The sequence below is a fragment of the Stenotrophomonas sp. YJH_SMC_25 genome (assembly GCF_059369595.1).
This window is the reverse complement of record NZ_JCAFSV010000001.1, coordinates 604,839-619,579: the sequence shown is the minus strand read 5'-3', so window position 1 is coordinate 619,579 and position 14,741 is coordinate 604,839. Positions and strand designations below refer to the sequence as shown.

The 14,741-nt window shown below is 67.9% G+C and carries 14 protein-coding genes; 7 read left to right on the top strand and 7 right to left on the bottom strand.

Translation table 11 applies throughout. The annotated features are described in order from the left end of the window. Window positions 1-84 precede the first annotated feature (84 nt). Window positions 85-3,612, top strand: a complete 3,528-nt coding sequence (locus AC5P7E_RS02900; protein WP_114619087.1) for an ATP-binding protein — start codon at window positions 85-87, stop codon at window positions 3,610-3,612. Between the two features lie 515 nt (window positions 3,613-4,127). Here the strand turns inward: AC5P7E_RS02900 and mdtD are convergent. The 5 genes from mdtD to AC5P7E_RS02875 all read right to left on the bottom strand — a co-directional run bounded on the left by mdtD (window position 4,128) and on the right by AC5P7E_RS02875 (window position 8,731). Continuing rightward, window positions 4,128-5,537, bottom strand: coding sequence for a multidrug transporter subunit MdtD (mdtD, locus tag AC5P7E_RS02895; protein ID WP_005410668.1), 1,410 nt, complete (start codon window positions 5,535-5,537; stop codon window positions 4,128-4,130). A 92-nt stretch (window positions 5,538-5,629) separates the two neighbouring features. Then, window positions 5,630-6,712 (bottom strand): uroporphyrinogen decarboxylase, encoded by a 1,083-nt coding sequence (gene hemE / locus AC5P7E_RS02890; RefSeq protein ID WP_012481016.1) that lies wholly within the window; start codon window positions 6,710-6,712, stop codon window positions 5,630-5,632. Between the two features lie 26 nt (window positions 6,713-6,738). Further along, window positions 6,739-6,978, bottom strand: a complete 240-nt coding sequence (locus tag AC5P7E_RS02885; protein WP_005410666.1) for a WGR domain-containing protein — start codon at window positions 6,976-6,978, stop codon at window positions 6,739-6,741. 101 nt (window positions 6,979-7,079) lie between these two features. Next, window positions 7,080-8,192 carry a 3-dehydroquinate synthase gene (gene aroB / locus AC5P7E_RS02880; protein WP_114619088.1) on the bottom strand — a complete coding sequence of 371 codons (1,113 nt, stop codon included), beginning with the start codon at window positions 8,190-8,192 and terminating at the stop codon, window positions 7,080-7,082. Continuing rightward, window positions 8,189-8,731: a shikimate kinase gene (locus AC5P7E_RS02875; RefSeq protein ID WP_005414151.1), complete on the bottom strand. Its 543-nt coding sequence runs from the start codon at window positions 8,729-8,731 to the stop codon at window positions 8,189-8,191. Before AC5P7E_RS02875 ends, aroB begins: the two co-directional genes overlap by 4 nt. A gap of 98 nt (window positions 8,732-8,829) precedes the next feature. Between AC5P7E_RS02875 and AC5P7E_RS02870 the strand changes: the two genes are divergently transcribed. After that, window positions 8,830-9,033 carry a dodecin family protein gene (locus tag AC5P7E_RS02870; RefSeq protein WP_005410663.1) on the top strand — a complete coding sequence of 68 codons (204 nt, stop codon included), beginning with the start codon at window positions 8,830-8,832 and terminating at the stop codon, window positions 9,031-9,033. 6 nt (window positions 9,034-9,039) lie between these two features. Here AC5P7E_RS02870 and AC5P7E_RS02865 read toward each other — a convergent pair whose 3' ends face one another. Next, window positions 9,040-9,867 carry a hypothetical protein gene (locus tag AC5P7E_RS02865; protein ID WP_060380704.1) on the bottom strand — a complete coding sequence of 276 codons (828 nt, stop codon included), beginning with the start codon at window positions 9,865-9,867 and terminating at the stop codon, window positions 9,040-9,042. Between the two features lie 40 nt (window positions 9,868-9,907). Between AC5P7E_RS02865 and pdxH the strand changes: the two genes are divergently transcribed. From pdxH to AC5P7E_RS02845, 4 genes are all read left to right on the top strand, one after another. Next, window positions 9,908-10,507 carry a pyridoxamine 5'-phosphate oxidase gene (gene pdxH, locus AC5P7E_RS02860; protein WP_005410661.1) on the top strand — a complete coding sequence of 200 codons (600 nt, stop codon included), beginning with the start codon at window positions 9,908-9,910 and terminating at the stop codon, window positions 10,505-10,507. Beyond that, entirely contained in the window at window positions 10,504-10,965 is a 462-nt protein-coding gene (aac(6')-Iz, locus tag AC5P7E_RS02855; RefSeq protein WP_081113801.1) for an aminoglycoside N-acetyltransferase AAC(6')-Iz, read from the top strand. The genes pdxH and aac(6')-Iz overlap by 4 nt, the downstream gene beginning before the upstream one ends. Next, window positions 10,962-11,321 (top strand): YqfO family protein, encoded by a 360-nt coding sequence (locus AC5P7E_RS02850; protein ID WP_059035121.1) that lies wholly within the window; start codon window positions 10,962-10,964, stop codon window positions 11,319-11,321. The genes aac(6')-Iz and AC5P7E_RS02850 overlap by 4 nt, the downstream gene beginning before the upstream one ends. 158 nt (window positions 11,322-11,479) lie before the next feature. Then, on the top strand, window positions 11,480-11,980 hold the full coding sequence (locus tag AC5P7E_RS02845) for a DoxX family protein (RefSeq protein ID WP_495222819.1): 501 nt from the start codon (window positions 11,480-11,482) through the stop codon (window positions 11,978-11,980). Between the two features lie 97 nt (window positions 11,981-12,077). Here the strand turns inward: AC5P7E_RS02845 and prpR are convergent, their stop codons facing one another. Further along, window positions 12,078-13,661, bottom strand: a complete 1,584-nt coding sequence (gene prpR, locus AC5P7E_RS02840; RefSeq protein ID WP_114619090.1) for a propionate catabolism operon regulatory protein PrpR — start codon at window positions 13,659-13,661, stop codon at window positions 12,078-12,080. Between the two features lie 154 nt (window positions 13,662-13,815). Between prpR and prpB the strand changes: the two genes are divergently transcribed. Next, on the top strand, window positions 13,816-14,709 hold the full coding sequence (gene prpB, locus AC5P7E_RS02835; RefSeq protein ID WP_010482769.1) for a methylisocitrate lyase: 894 nt from the start codon (window positions 13,816-13,818) through the stop codon (window positions 14,707-14,709). The last annotated feature ends 32 nt before the right edge of the window (window positions 14,710-14,741 follow it).

Sequence of the window (14,741 nt, the reverse complement as noted above, 5' to 3'; positions counted from 1 at the left end):
GCCGGGCGTGAACGGCGCGACTTTCGGTTTACCATGCCGACGCCCGCGGCGCGGGAATCATCAGGCAGCGTGAGGAGGCAATCGGTGGTGTATCTGCGGGCGGCAATGCTGCTGCTGATCCTCCTGTGCGGCCTGTCACCCGCTGCCGCGCAGCCGGTGCCACCGAGCCCGCGCCAGGTGACGGTATTCGACGGCCTGCCGTCCAATACCGTCAACCGCATGGCCGAAGACCGCTATGGCTACCTGTGGATCGCCACCAACGACGGCCTGGCCCGTTACGACGGGCGCAACTACCGGATCTGGCGTTCTGAGGATGGCCTGCGCGACAACCGCATCTGGACGGTCCTGGTCGATGCGCGCAACCAGCTCTGGATCGGGACCGAGAACGCGGGCCTGGTACGGATGTCGGCCGACCGCCGCCAGCTGCATTTCTACGACCGCAGCAGCCAGCCTTTGATGGGGACCAACACGGTCTGGAGCCTGGCGACCACGCCGGACGGTGCGATCTGGTTCGGCACCCACGAAGGTGGGCTGTACCGGCTGGACAGCCAGGACCGCCTGCAGCGTTTCCTGCCCGAGGCCAACAATCCCCGCAGCCTGCCTGCCGCCTCGGTGCCGTACCTGGCTACGCTGGCCGATGGCAGCCTGTGGGTCGGCACCAAGCATGGCGTGGCGCGCTGGACCGGCACCGACTTCGAGCGGGTCGGCACCGACGTCATTCCCAGCCTGCTGATCAATGGGTTGACCAGCGAACCCGATGGCAGCCTGTGGATCAGTACGATGGCCGGCGCCACGGTGCGTCGCCCCGACGGGCGTTTTGAATCGCCGCCCTGGAAACTGCCGCTGGGCGAGCAGGTGCTCGGCATGATGCTGCGCGATGAACAGGGCGGGCATTGGTTGGATACCCGTACCGGGCTTGGTCGGGCCGTGGATGGGCAGTACCAGACCGTTCCGCTGTACAGCGCCGTTGCGCGCGGGCCGGTGCGGCCGAACTGGACGGGCGCCTACGAGGACCGCGAAGGCGGCATCTGGTTGGCCAGTACCAATGCCGGCCTGTGGCATCTGCTGCCGCGCTGGTGGCAGTTCTCGGTGCTGTCGCGATTGGAGGACGACACCGGTTCTCTGCGCAATGCCTTCGTGCTCGGCACCAGCCCTTCCAGCAATGGCGGCATCTGGACGGTCGGCAGCCACGGTGCGCTGGACCGGTTCGATCCCAGGACGGGCAAGATCGAGCAGCACCGCACCTGGGTCAATGGCATGTACTGGTTGTCCTCGGTACGCGAGGATCGCCGTGGCCAGGTCTGGATCGGCTCGACCGATGGGTTGCTGCGCTATGACCCGAAGCGACGTGAGCTACGTCGCTGGGGCCGTGATGCCGGGGCCGACGCGACCATGGAAGGGGTCATCGAGTCGATGATGACCTGTGACGGCGACAGTCTATGGTTGATGTTGCCTGCAGGCCTGCAGCAGCGTGACCTCGACGGTCGCCTGCGCCGCCAGCTGGAAAACGGCCAGCGCGGCCTGCAGCAGGGCCAGCTCAACCTGGATGTGGAATGCGGGCCGCAGGACCACATCTGGCTGGCCAGTAGCCGTGGCCTGCTGCAGTGGCTGCCGGAAAGCGAGCGCTTCCAGCCGGTGCCGGGCGCGCCGGCGACCGCGATCCATGCGTTGCACGTGGGCCGCGATGGCCAGGTCTGGCTGTCGGAGGATGGCCGCCTGTCGCGCTACCGCTGGAGCCAGGGCCGGCTTGAACGGCAGGCCGTGGTCGGCGCGGAGCAGGGCTACCCGGCGATCTCCGCTTCCGGGCTGGTGGTCGACGCACAGGGGGTGGCCTGGGCCACCAGTGCGCGCGGCCTGGTCCGGGTTGGCGCCGACGGGCAGAGCGTGCGCCTGTACGGCGTCCACGACGGCCTGCCCAGCCAGGAGTTCCGCGAGCACACGTTGACGATGTCCGGCGATGGCCATCTGGTGGCCGGTACCCCGGCCGGCGTGGTGGTGTTCGACCCGGAACAGGTGCGGCCGTCGGTGCGGCGGGCGCCGTTGGTGATCGAACGGGTCGAAGTCCGCCGCAACGAGCAGGTACTCGACCTGACCCATGACACGCCCTTGCAGATCGCCGATGGTGACCGTGACCTGCGCATCGTCGCGCGACTGTTGTCGTTCGCCGATTCGGCCTCCAACAGCTACCGCTACCGCCTGGCCGGCTACGACCCCGATTGGGTGGAAGTGGGGCCGGCCGGTGAGCGCCTGTTCTCGCGCCTGCCGCCGGGCAGCTACCGCCTGGAGGTACAGGCGCGCTCGGCCGACCATGTCTGGTCGCGGGTGCAGAGCCTGGAATTCCGTGTACAGCCACCGTGGTGGCGCAGCCTGTCCGGGCTGCTGGTGCTGGCCTCGATCGCGCTTCTGCTGACCAGTTGGTTTGCCTGGTTGTATCGCCGTCGCCTGCAGCGGCGCCATGCCTATCAGCTGGCACTGCATAAACAGGAACTGGCCGAACAGGCCTCGGCGGCCAAGACCCGCTTCCTGGCCAATCTCGGCCACGAAATCCGCACGCCGATGACCGGTGTGCTCGGCATGAGCGAACTGCTGCTGGCCTCGCCGCTGGACCCGCAGCAGCGCGGCTACACGCAGTCGATCCGGCACGCCGGCGAACACCTGCTTCACCTGGTCAACGATGCACTGGACCTGGCACGGATCGAATCCGGACGGCTGGAGCTGCAGTCCAAGCCGTTCGCGCTGAGCTGCCTGCTGCAGGACCTGGCCGCGCTGATGGGACCGCTGGCAGCGCAGAAGGGCCTGCGCTTCACCCTCGACAACCAGTTGCCGCCGGGCCTGCAGGCGACCGGCGATGCGATGCGGGTAAGGCAGATCCTGCTCAACCTGCTCTCCAACGCGGTCAAGTTCACCAGCCGCGGAACCATCACCCTGCATGCGCGCAGCGACGGCGAGCTGCGCGCGTTGCATTTCGAAGTGCGCGACACCGGGCCGGGCATCAGCCAGGAACAGCAGCAGCGCCTGTTCCGCCGCTTCGAGCAGGCCGATGGCGCCCGCACCGCGGCGCAGTACGGCGGCAGCGGCCTGGGCCTGGCGATCTGCCGCGAACTGGCGCAGGCGATGCAGGGGCGTATCCAGGTGGAAAGCCAGCTCGGCCGCGGCACGTGTTTTGGCGTGACCCTGCCGTTGCCGCTGGTGGTCGATGCCAATGCAGAGTCCGAGGGCGAAGTGCACCGCGAGGATGCGGCCAACATGCCGCCATTGCGCGTGCTGCTGGTCGAGGATGATGCAACCGTGGCTGATGTGGTGCGCGGGCTGTTGAGTGCGCGCGGCCATGAAGTGGTGCATGCGGGCCATGCGCTGGCGGCACTGCGCGAGATCAGCGCAGGGGATTTCGACGTCGGCCTGCTGGATCTGGACCTGCCGGGCCTGAGCGGCTTCGAGTTGGCCCAGCACCTGCGTAACCAGGGCTACATGCTGCCACTGCTCGCCGTGACGGCACGGACCGATCCGGACCTTCAGCAGCAGGTGGAAGCGGCCGGCATCGGTGGTTTCCTGCGCAAGCCGGTGACCGGTGAGCTGCTGGTGGAAGCGATCGCCAGGGTCATGGGACGGTAGGGCTTATTGCAGGGCTTGCAGCCCTGCACCTGCTGCAAGCCGGAGCAACAGCAACAGCCGAAGCAAAAGCTGGTTTCCCGTGGGATGGCGGGGCGGTGCCGGAGTGCGGGGACGCCGCAAGTACGTCCTTGTAGGCTTGGCAGCCGCATCCATGCGGCTGACACCCCGCACTCCGACACCACCCCGCCTTCGACAGAATTCTGCGATCTGCAGTAGATCCACGCCATGCGTGGATGGTTTGCGATCTCAGTTCGACATATTCGATCTCGATGGAGATTCATCCATGCATGGCGTGGATCTACCCGATCGCGAAAATCTGTCAGAGGTGGGGCGGTGTGGGCTTGCAGGACCGTTGGCGCCATGGATGGCGCCATCGAGCCCCCAGGGACGGGTTTACGGCGTGTCCTGCAAGCCCACACCGCCCCACCACCCACGAAATGCCTGCTTTTGCCGTTGCTGTTGCCTTGGCTTGAAGCCTCTGCAGGTGCAGGGCCGCAGGCCCTGCCGAACCACCCTCACTCCGCAACGTGCTCGACCTGGCGTGGCTCCGGCTTGGTATCGGGCAGCTGCCAGAAGATCATCGTCGAGGTCAGGGTGATCGCGCCCACGCACAGGAACGTGGCATGCAGCGCGGCGGTGGCGCTGTTGCTGTCCAGGTGGTTGCCGAACGCGGCCAGCAGGCTGCCGGCCGCAGCAGCACCAAAGCCGGCGGCGAGCATCATCACCATCGACAGCAGGCTGTTGCCGGAACTGGCGAACTCACGGTCCAGATCGCGCAGGGTCACGGTGTTCATCACGGTGAACTGCAGCGAATTGACCGCGCCGAAGAACGCAAGCTGCAACAGGCGCCAGGCCAGGTGCTGGCCGGGTGTCATCAGGATGAAGCTGGCCATCGCCAGGCCCACCAGCACGGTGTTGACCATCAGCACGCGGCGGTAGCCGTAGCGCTCCACCAGCTTCACTGCCAGTTTCTTTGAGACCATGCCGGCGGCTGCCACCGGCACCATCATCAGGCCGGCGTTCATCGGGCCCAGGCCCAGGCCGACCTGCAGCAGCAACGGGATCAGCATCGGCATGGCGCTGCTGCCGATGCGCGAGAAAAGATTGCCGAGAATGCCGATGCGGTAGCTGGGTACGCGGAACAGCGCCAGCGAGAACAACGGCGCCGTCGAATTGGCAGCGTGCAGCCAGTAACCCACCAGCGCCGCCAGCCCTGCAACGGTCATCAGCATCACCAGCGCGTGTGGCGTGCCCAGTCCGGAGATGCCGTCCAGCGCCAGTGACAGCACCACCATCGCGAAGGCCAGCATGATGTAGCCACGCAGGTCGAAACGGGTGCGATGGCTGGCGTAGTGGTCGGGCATGATCCTCATCGCGGCGATGAATCCGATCACGCCGATCGGCAGGTTGATCAGGAACACCCAGTGCCACGAGGCGATCTCCACCAGCCAGCCGCCCAGCGTGGGGCCGATCAGCGGGCCGACCAGGGCCGGGATGGCGATGAAGCTCATCGCGCGCAGGAAATCCTCGCGCGGCACTGATCGCATCACTGCCAGCCGGCCGACCGGCAGCAGCATGGCACCGCCGATGCCCTGCAGCACGCGCGCACCGACCAGCTGGTGCAGGTGCTGGGCCAGCGCGCAGGCCAGCGAGCCGAGGGTGAACAGAATGATCGCCACCAGGAAGGTGCGACGGGTGCCGTAGCGGTCAGCGATCCAGCCCGAGGCGGGAATGAAGGTGGCCACCGCCAGCGCGTAGCTGAACACCACCGACTGCATCTGCAGCGGGCTTTCGCCCAGGCTGGCCGCCATCGCCGGCAATGCCGTGTTGACGATGGTCGAGTCCAGCATCTGCATGAAGATCGCCAAGGACACCAGCCACAGCAGGGGGCGCTGGCGGTTGTAGGTCGATGGCGATGTGGACATGGGGTGCGGCCGGTGCAGCGTGGGGGATGCCATGATCGCGCACTGTGGGTCACGGCGCGATCAACATCGCGCCGCAACCGTATGCCGAATGCTCAGCGCTGGCTGTGCGCGTGCACCGCGTCGACCAGCACCTGCACGTGGGCCGGGTCCATGTCCGGCGACATGCCGTGGCCGAGGTTGAACACGTGGCCCTCGCGCGAACCGCCATTGCCGGCGGCGTAGGTGTCGAGCACCCGCGCTGCGGCTGCGGCGATCGCATCCGGCGAGGCGTACAGCGTGGTCGGGTCGAGGTTGCCCTGCAGCGCGACGCGGCCACCGGTGCGGCGCATCGCCTCGTCCAGGTCCAGCGTCCAGTCCAGGCCCAGTGCATCGGCGCCGGTCTGCGACAGCGCTTCCAGGTGCAGGCCGGTACCCTTGCCGAACAGGATCAGCGGCGTGCGCTCGCTGCCTTCGCCGCGCTCCAGGCCCTCGGCGATGCGCTGCAGGTAGCGCAGCGAGAACTCGCGGTACATGGCCGGCGACAGCACGCCGCCCCAGGTGTCGAACACCTGCAGCGCCTGCGCACCGGCCGCGCGCTGCGCGCCCAGGTACGCAATCACCGCGTCGGTGGTGACCTCCAGCAGGCGGTGCAGGGCCTGCGGATGGTTCAGTGCCATTGCCTTGATGCGCGCGAAATCCTTGCTGCCGCCGCCTTCCACCATGTAGCAGGCCAGTGTCCAGGGGCTGCCGGAGAAGCCGATCAACGGTACCTGGCCGTCCAGCTCGCGGCGGATCAGGCGTACCGCGTCCATCACGTAGCCCAGGTCCTGCTCCATGTCCGGTACCGCCAGCCGGGCGATGGCCGCTTCGTCACGCACCGGATGGCGGAATTTCGGGCCTTCGCCTTCAACGAAGTAGAGCTCCAGGCCCATCGCATCGGGAATGGTGAGGATGTCCGAGAACAGGATGGCTGCGTCCAGCGGGAATCGGCGCAGCGGCTGCAGCGTGACTTCGCAGGCGATCTCCGGGTTCTTGGCCATGGCCAGGAAGCTGCCGGCCTTGGCCCGGGTTGCGCGGTACTCCGGCAGGTAGCGGCCGGCCTGGCGCATCAGCCAGACGGGAGTGCAGTCCACCGGTTCGCGGCGCAGGGCGCGCAGCAGGCGATCGTTGCGGAGAGGGCTGGTCACGATGGGCATTCCTTGGACGAAAGTTGGCAGCGGCGTCAGTCGCCGTGCGAGAGGATCTGGAAGCCGCGATGCAGTTCGGCATCGCGGGCCTTCTCGAAGGCATGACGGGCTTCGTCGGCCTGCAGGAACAGCTCGCGCCGCAGCTGCGAGCGGTTACCGACGCGGCCGCTCTCGCGCAGCAGCTCCCAGCCGCCGAACAGGTCCGGCTGCAGGCTCAGGCGCAGGAAGCGCGGTGCCTGCGCACCGGCGTCGGGATGTTGCAGGTAGACGTGCATGGGCCGATTGTAGCGGGGCCAGGGTGACCCCGGCCGCAACGCGGTCGTGCCGGCCGGTGGCCGGCTTCCTCGTTGCTGACGTTGCCGGCCAGCGGCCGGCACTACCGGGCCGACAGCACCTTCAGCACCGCCGCCTCATCCACGTCCGGCACCACTTCGGCGCGGCCCACGCCGCGCCACAGCACCAGGCGCAGGCGGCCGGCCACATTCTTCTTGTCCAGCCGCATGCGGCCGAGCAGGGCCTGCGGGTCCAGCCCGGCCGGGATCGACACCGGCAGGCCGAGCCGTTCCAGCAGCGCCTGCAGGCGTGCGCGATCGGCATCGTCGGCCAGACCCAGATCGGTTGACAGCTTCGCGGCCAGCACCATGCCCACCGCCACCGCCTCGCCGTGGTTCAGCGCATCGCGGCCCGGGGCCGAGTAGCCCTGCTCGGTTTCGATGGCATGGCCGAAGGTATGGCCGAGGTTGAGCAGGGCGCGCTCGCCCTTCTCGAACGGATCACGCTCGACGATGGCGGCCTTGTGCCGGCAGCTGCGCGCGATGGCTTCGGCCAGTACCGCATCCTCGCCGGCCAGCAGCGCATCGGCATGCTGCTGCAGCCATTCGAAGAACACGGCATCACCCAGCGCGCCGTACTTCACCACTTCGGCCAGGCCGGCACGCAGCTCGCGCGGCGGCAGGGTGGCCAGCACACGGGTATCGGCGATCACCGCGCGCGGCGGATGGAACGCGCCGACCAGGTTCTTGCCGGCCGGGATGTCGACCGCAGTCTTGCCGCCCACCGACGAATCGACCATCGCCAACAGGGTGGTCGGCAGCTGCACGCAGTCCACGCCGCGCATCCAGCAGGCCGCAGCGAAGCCGGCGAGATCACCGACCACACCGCCGCCGAGGGCGAACACGCAGGCGTCGCGGGTGGCGCCGAGCGCGGCCAGGGCTTCGATCGCACGGCCGAATTCGGCCAGCGTCTTGGAGGCTTCGCCCGCGGCCAGCACATGCTCGCCGACGATCAGGTCGGGGCGTGCGGTCAGAAGGGTCTGCTTCACGGCATCCAGATAGCGCGGGGCCACTTCGCTGTCGCTGAGCAAAAGCACGTGGCGGCCACGCACATGCGAGGCCAGCGCGGCGCCGTCGGCCTGCGCACCGGCGCCGATGGTGATGGAGTAAGGGCGGTCGCCGCCGACGGCGACCTGCAGCAGGGCGGGGGAAGTCATGGGGTCAGGTCCTGGCGCTGCCATTGCGTGGCCAGCTTGACCACCAGGTGGGCGGTCGCGTCGGCAGCGGTGTACGGGTCGGTATCAAGGGTGATGTCGGCCAGTTCGCGGTACAGCGGGTCGCGGTGCGCGGCCAGATCGTGCAGCACCTGCTCACGGTCCGGGCGCTGCAGCAGCGGCCTGCCTTTGTCGCGGGCCAGGCGCTCCAGCTGCGCGGTCACGCTGACCCGCAGGTAGACCACGAAGCCGCGCTGGGCGATCAACGCGCGGTTGCCAGGATCCAGCACCGCGCCGCCACCGGTGGAGACCAGCTGGCCGCGACCTTCCAGCACGCGGGCAAGCGCCTCGCGTTCATGGCTGCGGAAGCCGGCCTCGCCGGAGTGCTCGAAAATGGTCGGGATGCTGGCGCCGGCGGCATCGACGATGGCCTGGTCGACATCGACGAAGTCCAGCGTGAAGCGCTCGGCCAGGCGGCGGCCGATGCAGGTTTTGCCGGCGCCCATCGGGCCGATCAGGATCAGGTTCGGAGCAGGATTCATGCCCTGTGATGCTAACACCTCCGTGCCCTGGCCTTTACGTCCTTCACGTCAGGGTAGGCGTTCCTGCGGGGTTTCCCGCGCCAACCGGAGTACAGGCCATGACGGTCGCGAAGGTCATCGAAATCACCGCCTCCTCGCCGAAGAGCGTGGAGGACGCCGTGCGCAGCGGTCTGAAGAAGGTCTCCGAGACGGTCAAGGGCATCCAGGGCGCCTGGGTGAACGAGACCAAGGTGGTGACCAATGGCAGCGGCGAAATCACCGAATGGCGGGTCAACCTGCGGGTGACCTTCCTGGTGGAATAGGCGCGCTCAGCGCACGTCCTGCACCTGTCGCTGGCCGTCCAGCACCACCACGTGGTCGGCCAGGGCGGGCAGGGCATGCAGCGCCTGGCGGCTGACCCGCTCGTAGTACTGCACGAAGCGCTCCAGCTGTGGCCGGCTCATGCCGTGCCGGCCCGGCTGCGCGGCCTGCAGGTTCTGCTCCTGCTGCCAGCGCCAGCGCGGTACCACCGAGAAATCCGGCGGCTGCAGGAACCACAGGCGGTCGCAGCGCTGCCACAGCGCCGGGTAGTCGCGGGCCAGCGCCTGGTTGCACCAGCGCCGCCAGCGACCATCGGCGTCGGCTTCGCGCTCCAGTGCGTTCAACGGGCTGTCCAGCGCGTCGTCATCCTGCGCGGGGGTGCCAAGGAACCAGCCTTCGAAGACCAGCAGGTCCAGCGGTTGCTGCAGGCGCGGCCAGTGCGCTTCGGGCAGGCGTTCATCGGCCAGCTTGTCGAAGCGCGGCATCGCGAAGGGCTGGCGTGTGGCCACGGCGTCCAGCACTGCATGGGCCAACGGCAGGTCATGGGTGCCCGGCGGGCCTCGGGTGATCAGTAGCGGGTGCACCTGGCGGGCCAGCCGCTGCCGCTGTGCGCGGGTCAGGTAGACGTCATCGATGGACAGCGTGGCGGCGTTCAGGCCGCGCGACTGGGCGCGCGCCACCACCTGCGCGGCCAGCGTCGATTTGCCGCTCCCCTGCAGGCCGCTGATCGCCAATACTGGAACCGCTGCAGCGTTGCCCAGTGCATCGTCCAGCACCTGTTCGGCCAATGTTTCGGGGAATCCTTTCACCTGGGGCATATACGCAGCAGCGGCCATGCAGCCACAATAGCCCAATCCGTGTGAGAAGAACGCAATCATGAGCGACCTGTACGCCGAAGCCCTGTCCACGTTTGCCGGCCTGTTCGAAGAGGCCAAACAGAGCCGCGAGGTCGAGCCGAACGCGATGACCGTGGCCACCGCCGATACGCACGGCCGTCCCTCTGCACGTACCGTGCTGCTGAAGGCGTTCGATGAGCGTGGTTTCGTGTTCTACACCCACCTGGACAGCCATAAGGGCCGGGAGCTGCAGGCCAATCCGCAGGCCGCGCTGTTGTTCCTGTGGCGCAGCCTGCGCGAGGCCGGTATCCAGGTGCGCATTGAAGGCCGTGTCGAGCAGGTCGCCGATGCCGAAGCCGATGCCTATTTCGCCAGCCGCCCGCGCATGAGCCAGATTGGCGCGTGGGCCTCGCAGCAGTCGAAGACGCTGGCAACGCGCGAGGAGTTCGACGCGCGCGTGGCCGAGGTCGAAGCCCGCTTCGAGGGCAAGGATGTGCCGCGCCCGGAGGGCTGGAGTGGCCTGCGCGTGGTGCCCGACCGCATCGAGTTCTGGTACGGCGCGCAGTTCCGCCTGCACGAACGCTGGTGCTATGAAGCCGGTGCCGAAGGGCGCTGGAGCAAGCGCCTGCTGTACCCGTGATCGCCAGCGCGCCCACGATCCGCCAGGCCACGCCGGCCGATGCGGCTGCATGGGCGCAGTTGCGTCTCGGCCTGTGGCCTGATGCCGATGATCCGCTGGAGGAGCTGACGCAGTCGCTGGCAGATGCCGAAGGTGCTGTGTTCTTGGCCTGTGCGGCGGATGGCGAGGCGGTTGGTTTCGCTGAAGTGCGCCTGCGCCATGACTACGTGAACGGCACCGAGTCTTCGCCGGTGGGGTTCCTGGAGGGCTGGTACGTGCAGCCGCAGTGGCAAGGCCGCGGCGTCGGCCGCGTCCTGCTGGCGGCGGTGCAGGCGTGGACGCGCGATGCGGGCTGCCGCGAACTGGCTTCGGACAGTCGCGTGGAAGACGTGCAGGCTCACGCCGCGCATCGGGCCTGCGGCTTCGAAGAGACCGAACGGGTCGTCTATTTCCGCATGCCGCTGGAGCCATCGGCGTGAATCGCGTGGCGCTGTACCGCGTGGTGGTGTTCGTGCCATCGGCAGCACTGGGCGCGGTGAAGCAGGGCATCCTGGCGGTGGACGCGCTGGCGGCCGGCGACTACGAGCACGGTATGTGGTGGTCGGCGCCGGGGTTCGAACAGTTCCGCCCGCGCGTGGGTGCGTCGCCCGTGCAGGGTGAGGCGGGGCGCACCGAAGTGGTCGACAGCGTACGCTTGGAATTCTGCCTGCCGCGCGATCCGCAGCGGCTGCAGCGCATCTTCGAACAGGGCATCGTGCCGCATCATCCGTGGCAGGTGCCGGTGGTGCAGGTGGAGGAAATCGAGCTTCTGCTGGCCGACGCACGGCGGTTGTAGAGCCGTGCCATGCTCGGCTGCTGCTCCGACGCATGAGGCAGTCGAGCAGGGCTCGACTCCACAAGAGCAGGCTGTCGCAAATGGACCGGCTTGCTTCATCTGCGAGCAGGCCCTTAACCGGCACACTCCGACGGATGTTCTCGACTTCCGGAGTTGCCATGCCCTCCTGGCGGTGCCTGTTTGCGGTGCCGCCGCCGCGTCACGGCGTGGAAGCGTTCCTGCTGTTGATCGCCCGCATCGTCGCCGGGGTGATGTTCTGCGTGTCCGGCTGGAACAAGGTGTTCACCGATGCGGGCCGTGAGCGCATGGTGCATACGCTGGTTAATGCGGGGATCCCGTTCCCGGTGTGCAGTGCGCCGGTGCTCGGCGGCATTGAATGGATTGCGGGCGGCCTGCTGGTGCTGGGCCTGCTCAGCCGGCCTTCGGCCCTGCTGCTGGCGGGGATCTGTGCGGTGGCAGCGCTGACCGATGGCATCGCGCGCATTCCTGCGCGACTGAGCGTGCCGGATTGGTTGAGCTGGTTCTTCTACCTGAGCGAAGTGCCGCTGGGTGTGTTGCTGTTGTGGATTGCCGCAGTGGGGAGTGGACGGTTCGCCATCGAAGCGCGTGGGCACGCTGATTGCACTATATTCGGCGCCCGGCCGACGAGCGTGCTGTAGGGCCTGGACGCTCCAGTAGATCCACGCCATGCGTGGATGAGATGCTTGACGGAAGAACGGTGCGAACCAAGGTTCGCACCCACCAGGCAACGAGTGGTTACAATCCCGCCGCGCGCAGCCAGCGCCAGAGTGTGGTGCGTGAGACGCCCAGCGCCTGCGCCATGCCCTCGCGGTCATTGCGGTGTTCCTGCAACAGCGTTTCCAACTGTGCACGCGGCGGCCGCTTGCCGTTGTTTTCCACCGGTAGCGCAGCGGCGCCCTCATTCACCAGCTCGGGTGCCAGCTGCAGCAGTCGCGCGGCATCAATCAGCCCTTCACCGGGTTGCCAATGGATGCGCAGCCGATCCACCAGATTGCGCAATTCGCGCACGTTTCCGGGCCACTCGGCGGTGGTCAGCACCGCCAGTGCCTCCGCATCCAGTGGCGCGTCGATACCACGCATCTGGCGGAAGAAATGCTGCGCCAGCAGCGGGATGTCACCGCGCCGGGCACGCAGTGCGGGCAGGACGATGCGCAGCGCGGCCAGGCGGTAATACAGGTCGCGGCGGAAGCTGCCGGCCGCCACGCGCTGCTCGAGCGACTGCAGGGTCGCGGCCACCACGCGAAGGTCGACCGGGGTCGGCTCGGTGGCACCGACACGCAGTACCTCGCGTTCTTCCAGCACCCGCAGCAGGCGGGTCTGCAGTGGCAGCGGCAGTTCGCCGATTTCATCCAGGAACAGGGTGCCGCCGTCAGCGGCCTCGACCAGGCCGACGCGGCCGCCACGGCGTGCGCCGGTGAAGGCGCCATCGCTGTAGCCGAACAGCTCCGCTTCCAGCAGCGATTCGCTGATCGCGCCACAGTTCAGCGCGACGAAGCGGCCACGGCGTCCGCTGGCGGCGTGCAGCTGGCGCGCCACCAGTTCCTTGCCGGTGCCGGTTTCGCCGGTGACCAGTACGGTGCTGTCATGCGGGGCGTACAGCGCGATCTGTGCGCGCACCTGTGCCATGGCCTCACTGTCGCCGAGCAGGTCGTGGGCATCGCTGCGCGGTGCGGCACGGCGGCGCGGCGCGGGCCGGCTGCCGCCGGAGCGGGCCAGGGTCTGGGTCAGTTCCAACGCGTGCTCGAACGCTTGCCGTACCGAATCTGCCGAGTACAGCAGCACGCCGGGCAGTCCGGCCTGTTCGGCGTGGTCGATGGCCATGCCGGTGCCGACGATCACCTCGATGCCGTTGGCGCGCAGGTCGGCGATGCAGTCGCGGGCGTCCTCGCGGGTGACGAAGCGGCGATGCTCGATGTCCAGGCCGAAGCTCTGCTGGAAGTTGCTGAACACCGGCACGTCGCTGGCGTGGGTGACCAGGCCGATACGGCCGGCGATCCGCCGTGCGCGCGCCAAGGCTTCCATCAGGTCGAAGCCGTTGGCCTGGATCGGCACCAGCGGCAGCTCCAGCCGGCTGCGCAGCCAGGCCGCGTTGGAGCCGCCGGCGATGACCACGTCGCAGTGCTCGCGGCGCAGGCGCTGGCCGATCACGTCCACCGCTTCCTCGAAGCCGAGGTTGATCTGCTCGATACGCGCGCGGCGATCGAACTCGGGAATGACGTCGCCGAGAAGACCGGTCAGCCGCGAGACGCTGACGGTCCAGATCACCGGCCGACTGGGGTCGGCATCGGCGTGGCGCAGGGGCGAGCGGGGCAGGTACATGGCGGCGCGCGTTGGACGGGATGTTTCATGATACATCTGTTTCAATGTTTCATATGTTTCGCTGTTGCATGGGCGTCATTCCCGTGAAATCAACGGCTTGCAGCTTGGCATGGTGCTTGCGCTCTCTTTCCCGTACTTCAACCTGGATTGCCGCATGACCGCTTCCACTCCTTTCTCCGCCGGTGCCCGCTTCCGTGAGGCGCTGGCTGCCGAATCGCCGCTGCAGGTGATCGGCGCGATCAACGCCAACCACGCCCTGCTGGCCAAGCGCGCCGGCTTCCGCGCCATCTACCTGTCCGGCGGCGGTGTTGCCGCGGGCTCGCTGGGCCTGCCGGACCTGGGCATCAACACCCTGGAAGACGTGCTGGTGGACGTGCGCCGCATCACCGATGTCTGCGACCTGCCGTTGATGGTCGACATCGACACCGGCTTCGGCCCGAGCGCGTTCAACATCGCGCGCACCGTGAAGTCGCTGATCAAGGCCGGCGCGGCCGCCTGCCACATCGAAGACCAGGTCGGCGCCAAGCGCTGCGGTCACCGCCCGGGCAAGGAAATCGTCTCGCAGGGTGAAATGGTCGACCGCGTGAAGGCGGCTGCCGATGCCAAGACCGATCCGGACTTCTTCCTGATCGCGCGTACCGACGCCATCCAGGTGGACGGCGTGGACAAGGCCATCGAGCGCGCCATCGCCTGTGTCGAGGCCGGTGCCGACGGCATCTTCGCCGAGGCGGCCTACGACCTGGACACCTATCGCCGCTTCGTCGACGCGGTGAAGGTGCCGGTGCTGGCGAACATCACCGAGTTCGGCGCCACCCCGCTGTTCAGCCGCGATGAGCTGGCTTCTGCCGGCGTTGCGATCCAGCTGTTCCCACTGTCGGCCTTCCGTGCGGCCAACAAGGCCGCCGAGAACGTCTACCAGGCGGTGCGCCGCGATGGCCACCAGCGCAACGTGGTGGAGACCATGCAGACCCGCGAAGAACTCTACGACCGCATCGGCTACCACGCCTTCGAGCAGCAGCTCGATGCACTGTTCGCCGCCAAGAAATAAGCAGTACCCTGCACCATCAAGTTTTCGGAGGG